Source organism: Nostoc sp. CHAB 5715, from assembly GCF_020829685.1.
Lineage (GTDB): Bacteria > Cyanobacteriota > Cyanobacteriia > Cyanobacteriales > Nostocaceae > Nostoc.
In genome coordinates this window covers 1-7689 of sequence record NZ_JAIVFR010000288.1, presented here as the reverse complement: position 1 = coordinate 7689, position 7689 = coordinate 1, and the positions used below count along the sequence as shown (strand labels likewise).

Here is a 7689-nt window from a genome sequence, read left to right as displayed (position 1 = left end):
CTAAACCCCTACAACAGATGTGGTTCAAATACATGAAAACTGCTGTAATTTCACAATGTCATTAGGGATAAAGTTATATCCAAAAATTCGGAGTTCTAACGAGTTTAAAAATGCTAGTGCCTATGGATTACCATTGCACAAGTATCGTCCCAAGCATCCTGCTTGCAAAGATTTCAAATTAATTGTTGATGATGTCATTGCATTAATTAAGGAAAAATAATGGCAAAAGCATTACCGCAAATAGGCGATAAATTTAAAGGGGCAGTGCAGAAAACCGATCAAGAACAAAAAATTACGGATTTACAAGCTGAAGTAGAAAGGTTACGTGCATCGCAATCACCAGAGTTAGAGACAGAAATCGCCAAACTACGCGAACAATTGCAAACGCAAACAAGTGAGATTGCCATTGATACGGGTCTAATTGACCCTAATCCTAATCAGCCAAGACAAACAATTACACAAGAGTCTATTCAGGCAAAAGCGAGATTACTAAAAAAACATGGGCAGATTACACCAGTTATTTTAGTTCCTCAAGATAACGGTCGTTATATGCTCTTGGACGGACAATTACGTTGGTCAGGAGCGAAGCTATTAGGATGGGAGACTATTAGGGCATTAATCGTACCTCAGCCGCAGGATTTAGACCAATTATCGTTATTGACTTTTTTAGGTTTTGAAGATTTAAATCCACTAGATAAGGCAGAAGCAATATTTAAAGAGATCACCAAATCAACTGGTTTAGAAATTGATGAGGTTGCTACAACTCTTGGTGCTGTACTTAAGCGGCTTGAACGTAATAATCAAGTCAAGGAATTAACAAAATTATTAATTGCTAGTAGTGAGGAGCAACAACAAGGTTTAGAAGTACTGGATATTAATAACGAAGAGCAAGCTTTATTTTTAGTGTTCTTAGAATTTGGGTTGAATCCTGCTTCTGTTAAGTCCAATCTTTTACCAATGTTATCTTTGCCAGAAGATTTAAAAAAAGCAATTCGTCATCAAGAACTGAAAGGCGCTCACGCATTGGCATTAGCAACATTGTCATCAAAAATATTGAAAATTTCCGAGCAAGAAGCAGCTATAGAACGAATAAAAGCAACAGAGCAGGTATTAAAAGAAAGTTTAACTGTACCTGAGACACGTGATTTAGTTAAGAACATTAAAGCTAAGTATTTAACATCAGAACAATCAGAATCGAAAGAAATAAAAGCAGTTATTCAAAAAATCAATAGTGGATTATCTGAGATGACTTTAGCTAATGCTAGTAGGGAACAACTTCAATCTTTACAAGGAATTTTGGAGCAGAAATTAAATGAAATTGGTAAGTTAATTGGATAAAACTTTTTTATTATTTTGAGTATGGTAGTGTTTTATATTTGTTATTAACCCAAGTTGAGGGTTATCAATATGCAAGGTTATAATCCTAAACAACATCAAGCTTGGCTGTGAGCCGCAGTCACACCGCTAGTTACATTTTTTGAAGTTGAATTAGTTAAAGTATGATAAACCTCTAAATTACCTGCAAATTATTAAAAAATCGTAAATTTTGGCGTATCCGACGATACAACCATACCATTCAAGTAGAGATTGCAACGCCTGGAATATCCAGTCAGTTGGCTGCACGTCAGAAAACTGATTTATAAAATAACTTACCTAAATTTACACCTTGAGAGGGACGAAAAAAATCGACGAATTTAGGTGTGGATAAAAGGAACTGCGACACTTATTCGGCTGCCAAAGCTGGCTTCTGTTGTAGAGCAAATGCCAGTAGATACCGAGATGTATGTTTATTACCAACAAATAACTTTTGCTTGAATGCTAATCACTCGTTCTAATTTCATCCTAATTTCATATTTGTGTGAAAAACTATTAAGTTAAGTGGTTAAGTTGGCTTCGCGAACAAATTCCAAGAGCGAAACGCTAGCTTGCTTGCCAAAAGCGGTTCCCCAAATCCCGCTTAAAAAGTCAACCAACGTCTAAGCACAAATCCATACCATAGTAACTCAAGGACACAAAATAGCGATGGGAATCTCTAAAAGTCTCCAACCACCTACAGCAATTCGTTGTGTTTCCGGCACAGTCCTAAGCCTTTTATTGCTGACAACTCCCACAGCTGTGTTAGCTGATGCTGGACACGACCATAGCGGTGCAAGTTCATTTCAGGGTGGTGGAAGCGAAGCAAGTGGTTCTGTCGAAGTTGATGCCGAAACCGCCCAGAGGTTGGGAATTAAAGTCGAGCCAGTGAAACGGCAACGGCTGGCTTTGGGTATTAAAAGCACTGGACAGATTGAAACCTTACCTAGCCAAAAAGTGGAAGTGAATACCCCAATTACAGGGGCAAAAGTGGTTGAATTGTTGGTAGAACCCGGTGCTGTAGTCAAAAAAGGCCAACCCCTTGCCGTTGTCACCAGTCCTGACTTGGTGGAGTTACGGGTTAGTTCCCAAGAAAAACGAGCGGAAGCTATAGCTTCTTTGCAGCAAGCGCAAGCCGATTCAAGATTAGCTCAACAAAATTATCAAAGGTATTGGCAAATATCTAACGCCGACATTGCCCAAGCACAAAGCCAGGTAGCATTTGCTGAAGAAAAATATAATGGTTCTTCAGTTCATTTTATGGAACAGAATAATAAATAAAACCTAAAGATAGGCTAGATTTATTGCTGTGACTGGGTTTTAAGTTTTTGAGCCTTTCTATAAAACTGCGATTTTAATGCTCTACCATAAAACCAACGCAAGAACCAATATAATAAGGATTTACAGTTAGCTAATGAAGGCGCTTTACCACGTCGCAACGCGCTCGAATCTCAAACACAATTAGCGGAAGCAAAAGCCAAAGTCACCTCAGCCAACAGCAGACGAGATGTCATTGAAAGCGAAGCCCAAATGAAACGCGCTCAGTCTGCTGTTCAAGTAGCACAAGAGCGTTTACGTCTTAGTGATTCTGCTTATAATACTAGACTGCAACAAATAGGCAACCGTCCCAATGCCAAGGGATTGGTAACAGTGACTGCTCCCATCTCCGGTAAAGTTGCCGATCGCCAAGTTACTCTTGGTCAAACTTTTAATGATGCAGGTGGCACACTCATGACTATTGTCAATGATAGTCGGGTTTTTGCCACAGCCAATATTTATGAAAAAGATTTAGACAAACGACAGTTGCTTTCATGGGAGGTGCTTTTTGGTCTAATCGTCGTACCCGTTCACGTTTAGTACCAGCAGGTAATTTAGAGTACGACGGGTTCAATTATGAAACAGAGGTTTATCTCGATAACCACAAGCAACCAACCCTGTCTACTTCTGATAAAAATGTTGAGGAGCGCGATCGTCCTCGAAATTCTGATGGTATTTAGAAATTAGTGAAGTTGCAGATAATAACTGAAGTTGGGTTCTGTTAGATTTTCTAACATCAAACCAACCTACAGCAAGACTATTTAGATTGTGAACAGAACAGTTTATAAATCTCATGCTCCAGGCACAGAGAGTATAAAAATGTAGTTTGTTCATATCCTATTTAGGAATAGTTCGCTTTGGGCTGATTTGGGGCTTGATGCTAGCAACAGCCACACCTAATATTTAAATTTATTCACCCGTTTATCAGAAATAAACAAACCCTTCGCTATTTCTTAACCAAAAACCAAATGATTAGTACAGTTGCTAGATGGGTAATTTCTCGACGCTGGCTCGTAGTAATTGCTGCGCTCATTTCCACATTAGTCATCATCTTTAATACCATCCCCAAAATGCCGCTGGATGTTTTTCCAGCCTTTGCACCTCCCCAAGTCGAAATTGAGACAGCAGCCCCCAATCTGCCACTAAAATCGACCTCATGGAAGTCCGCAGAATTGTTGATTGGCAAGTAACGAATCGCCTCTTAGCAGTTCCCGGTGTCAGTCAGGTACTTGTGTATGGCGGCGATGTGCGTCAGTATCAAGTGTTAGTAGACCTCAACAAACTACAAGCTTTTAATGTATCTTTACAACAGGTAAGTGAAGCCGTACAAGCGGCAAATGTCAATGCTCCTGGTGGCTTTTTGACTACTCCTGACAAACAAACTTTAATTCGGGGAATTGGGCGGATTGAATCCCTTGATGATCTTCAACAATCTGTCATTGTCGCCCGTCAAGGAACGCCCGTCCGCCTGGGAGATGTCGCCCAAGTGCAAATTGGTGGTGCTGTGAAAATCGGCGATGGTAGTTTAAATGGGAAAGATGCTGTTGTGGTGATGGTGAATAAACAACCCCTAGCTGATACTCCCACCGTCACCCGCGCTATTGAAACCGCAATATCTGAGCTAAAAGCAGGTTTACCGAAAGAAATTAAAGTAAATCAAACCTTCCGCCAAGCAGATTATATCGATACTTCGGTGGAAAATGTCAGGTCAGCCTTGGTGGAAGGTAGTATCATTGCAGCAGTTATCCTCATCCCTTTTTTAATGAATTGGCGGACTCTTGGAGTTGTGCTGTTGAATTTTGCCCTGACTTTTATATTTTCATTGCAAGTATTATCTTTTTTGGGCTTGGGGCTGAATACAATGACTTTGGGAGGATTAGCGATCGCCATTGGTACAGCGATCGATGATGCCATTGTCTATGCAGAAAATGTTTTTCGTTTGTTGCGACAAAATAAATACTCTCCCAACCCGCGTCCAGTACTGGAAATTGTTTTTGAAGGAGTACAGGAAGTCCAGGAATCTCTAATTGGGGCAACTTTAATTACTATAGTCGTCTTTTCTCCAATATTCATCATCATCACAAAGCGATCGCATCTTTTTTAGGATACAACGAGTTTGAAAACACGCCCTAGTCCTAATGATGCCATACGCTACCAGATTGTGATTATTTTTGCACAGGCATCAGGAACAGCGATCGCGACAATCGGCGTTGTTATACTAGCTTTTCTGGCTCTGTTTAATCGAAATCATCAGTTTACACATTTGTTAAGTAAGCTTGGTTAGCTGGATTTTTTATTTCCTTCAGAAAAGTGGAGATAAAATGTATCAGGCTTAACTCGCAGTTTTTGTTAAGGAGCGATCGCTAATCCTGCCCCCATTGGTAATGGTGTCCAAAAATTTGGATCGCTCCGAAATAGAGTGAGTTCTAGTAGTCCGCCAAGGGAACTTTGCTGGGTCATACAGTCGGGTATAACCGTTCCATCTTTCTACGTGCATCTGTAGTTTGAAAGCGCCAATAGACGCTAGTACGTTGGAGATTACGTTGTTTCTCCCAAGTAGCAATTTCAGTGGATAATGTTTGTATATCTGGGATTCGTCGCTCTAAACATTGACGAGATAAAACAGATAGCTCAATCTCTACTTGATTCAACCAACTTGCATGTTTAGGGGTATAGTGAAACTCTAATTTTTGTACAATTCGACGTGCTTCTTGAGGAGAAAAAACTTCATACAAGGCTGCTGGAGTATGAATATTAAGGTTATCTACTACCAAACGAATAAGATCAGCATCACGGTGATAAATATCTACTAAATCTTTCATTTGCTTTGCAAAGTCTAGCTTTGTACGCCGTTGAGTGACTTCAATATGTCGCCAGCCCGCTAAAGGTTGAAAATAAGCAAATAAGTTGGCTGTACCGTTGCGTTTATACTCAAAATCATAACGTTCTGGTTGCTCCGGTTCAGGTGGTAAAGGTTGTCTAACTTCTTCTACCAACTGATATGAACATTCATCAAAACAAACTACTGGACGTTTAGGATCATACGGCTCGTTGTATAAATCCAATATATCTTCCATCCGTAAAACGTACTCAGCATTTACTTCGGGAATGCACCACTGTTCTTTGAGCCACGGTTTAATCTCGTTTTTTTTAAGGTTTGACGAACTGTTTCATCAGAAATCGAATCAACGATACCACAGACTATTAAGTGATCTGCTAAAAGTTGCATTGTCCATCTTACCCGTCCAGAAGGTGGGTTAGAACAAGCTGTAGCAATTAAAAACGCTTCTTCCTTTCCTTCAAGTTTACGAAGCTTTGGTGGATGAGATTCATCAAGAAGTGCAAAATCTAACCCACCGATGACAAATTTTTCTCGTGTCCGTTCTACTGTCGTAACATGGACTCGAATAATGGCAGCGATCGCTTGATCTGTTTCTCCCTCAGAAGCCATTAGAAGAATGTTTGCGCGGGTGATGGTTCTTGCTTTATGCTTACCTTTTTTAATTAGTGTTTGCAGCTGAGAAACTTCATCTTCATTGTAAGTCCACAATGTACTTTTTTACCATGCTACTCTCTGATTTTTCAGTAGCTTATCAAAAACAGGGGCTACCAAGCAAAGTTGCCTTGGTAGACTACTAGATTGGTTGACGTGATTTCAAAAAGCCTGACGTTCTTCTAAATGGGCTAAAATATCAGAGCGCTTATGCCAAGCTGGACGCAACTTTTGATTAGCGAACATCTGTAACTGATCACCAATATGGGGCGAACCGGGTTGAGTAGCATTGCCATAACTGTTAAGTACCATTGCCCGCACTGGTTGAGAAAATTCCACCGCCGCCACAAAAGAATCTCCACCGACAGACTTAAAACTTCCATTTGACTGTGGTGTAAACCAAAGGTTGCGGAAGATGCCGAGAGGATCTGTGCCACCATTGGCAGGTAAATTTACACCACCATAATCTAGCTTAAAAACCTCTCCCCATGCTACATCTAGCTTTCCATAGGTCTTTTGTACCTGAGCGGCTGCTGCTTCTAGTTTGGCCACTGCTTCTTGAGGATTAGCTAAACCGTCAGGTGTGGTGCGCGGTTTGTTTTCACTCCAAGGTATACTAAATGCTTTGTCTAAATCTATTTGTTGTACCCAAGCAGCAAATAATACCGCACCCTTGCTATTGGCATTTGCTTTTTTGTCCCAACTTGCTAACACATTAGCTGCATTTTTTGCTAATTCACTTCCATTTTTTCGGGCTGCGGGGATTAAATCATCCAAGATGCGGTCTGCTAGTTCCATACGGGTTGAGTGTTTGTATCCCACCATCTCATCAAAAGTGATTTTTTTATCCTCAAAGAGCATTCTGGCAGAACGCTGCGCCCGGAAATCCATAAAACGTGGTGCCATGTAACGTGGGTATTTATCTGCCTTGATAGCAGTTGGAAATGTGGTTGTCCAGGGTGGGTCATTAGCATTTTGCAACCAGCCACTTTTTGGGTCAACGATGCGCGGTAAATCTTGATAAGGGTGAATTTTTGTCCATAAGGTGTCAGAAGTGTTACCTGGGATAATACCTTGCCAGTATTGAAAGTCACCTTTTTTTCTCACGGGAACTTGACCGTTGAACAGGTGCATAATATGCCCGTTTTTGTCTGCATATATGACCGTAAACATGGGCAGTTGCAAGCGTTTGAGTGTAGCTTCAAACTGTGAAAGGTTTTTTGCCCGTGCCATATCCCACCATTGTTCGAGTACATTCGGCTGATCAAGACCAACCACCCGCAACGCCACAGCTTGATTACCTGTTTGTGATATAACAGGTCCGTGAACAGAATGTTTGACGACTAAGGGTTCTGTTTTCAGAGTGCCGTCTTTTTGTTTGACTTTTAATGAAAGGGTTGTTGTCTCAAACGGTAAGACTTTGCCATCAAAGCGATAACCATTATCAACTAAGTTGAGTTTGTAAGCATCCCAGCCGTCGTGAGTGTTAACAGTATGAGTCCAGCCTAAATTATTATTGAAGGCGA

The 7689-nt window shown here is 40.7% G+C and carries 6 protein-coding genes and 4 pseudogenes; 8 read left to right on the top strand and 2 right to left on the bottom strand.

Going from position 1 to position 7689, the window contains the following annotated elements:
• The first annotated feature begins 55 nt into the window (after positions 1–55).
• The 8 genes and pseudogenes from LC574_RS17225 to LC574_RS17195 all read left to right on the top strand — a co-directional run bounded on the left by LC574_RS17225 (position 56) and on the right by LC574_RS17195 (position 4954).
• Complete coding sequence (locus tag LC574_RS17225; RefSeq protein ID WP_229454637.1) at positions 56–220, top strand: hypothetical protein; 165 nt, start codon at positions 56–58, stop codon at positions 218–220.
• On the top strand, positions 220–1338 hold the full coding sequence (locus tag LC574_RS17220) for a ParB/RepB/Spo0J family partition protein (RefSeq protein WP_229454636.1): 1119 nt from the start codon (positions 220–222) through the stop codon (positions 1336–1338). Before LC574_RS17225 ends, LC574_RS17220 begins: the two co-directional genes overlap by 1 nt.
• 540 nt (positions 1339–1878) lie before the next feature.
• Positions 1879–1980 (top strand): tail fiber protein, encoded by a 102-nt coding sequence (locus LC574_RS39070; RefSeq protein WP_368736700.1) that lies wholly within the window; start codon positions 1879–1881, stop codon positions 1978–1980.
• A gap of 42 nt (positions 1981–2022) precedes the next feature.
• Positions 2023–2595: pseudogene (locus LC574_RS17215) on the top strand (biotin/lipoyl-binding protein); the annotation flags it as partial.
• 144 nt (positions 2596–2739) lie between these two features.
• Positions 2740–3144 (top strand): annotated as a pseudogene (locus LC574_RS17210) (efflux RND transporter periplasmic adaptor subunit); the annotation flags it as partial.
• Between the two features lie 20 nt (positions 3145–3164).
• Positions 3165–3350: a hypothetical protein gene (locus LC574_RS17205; RefSeq protein ID WP_229454635.1), complete on the top strand. Its 186-nt coding sequence runs from the start codon at positions 3165–3167 to the stop codon at positions 3348–3350.
• Between the two features lie 288 nt (positions 3351–3638).
• Positions 3639–4741 (top strand): annotated as a pseudogene (locus LC574_RS17200) (efflux RND transporter permease subunit); the annotation flags it as partial.
• 45 nt (positions 4742–4786) lie between these two features.
• The gene (locus tag LC574_RS17195) at positions 4787–4954 is read left to right on the top strand and encodes a hypothetical protein (protein ID WP_229454634.1); all 168 of its coding nucleotides are present in this window, start codon (positions 4787–4789) and stop codon (positions 4952–4954) included.
• A 172-nt stretch (positions 4955–5126) separates the two neighbouring features.
• Here the strand turns inward: LC574_RS17195 and LC574_RS17190 are convergent.
• A pseudogene (locus tag LC574_RS17190) lies at positions 5127–6236 on the bottom strand (IS630 family transposase).
• Positions 6237–6325: 89 nt separating this feature from the next.
• The coding region (locus tag LC574_RS17185; protein WP_229454633.1) for a penicillin acylase family protein at positions 6326–7689 on the bottom strand (1364 nt) is incomplete at its 5' end.

Coding starts and splice junctions, on each gene's coding strand:
- LC574_RS17225 (WP_229454637.1), top strand. CDS start 56: ATGTCATTAGGGATAAAGTTATATCCAAAAATTCGGAGTTCTAACGAG.
- LC574_RS17205 (WP_229454635.1), top strand. CDS start 3,165: ATGGGAGGTGCTTTTTGGTCTAATCGTCGTACCCGTTCACGTTTAGTA.
- LC574_RS17220 (WP_229454636.1), top strand. CDS start 220: ATGGCAAAAGCATTACCGCAAATAGGCGATAAATTTAAAGGGGCAGTG.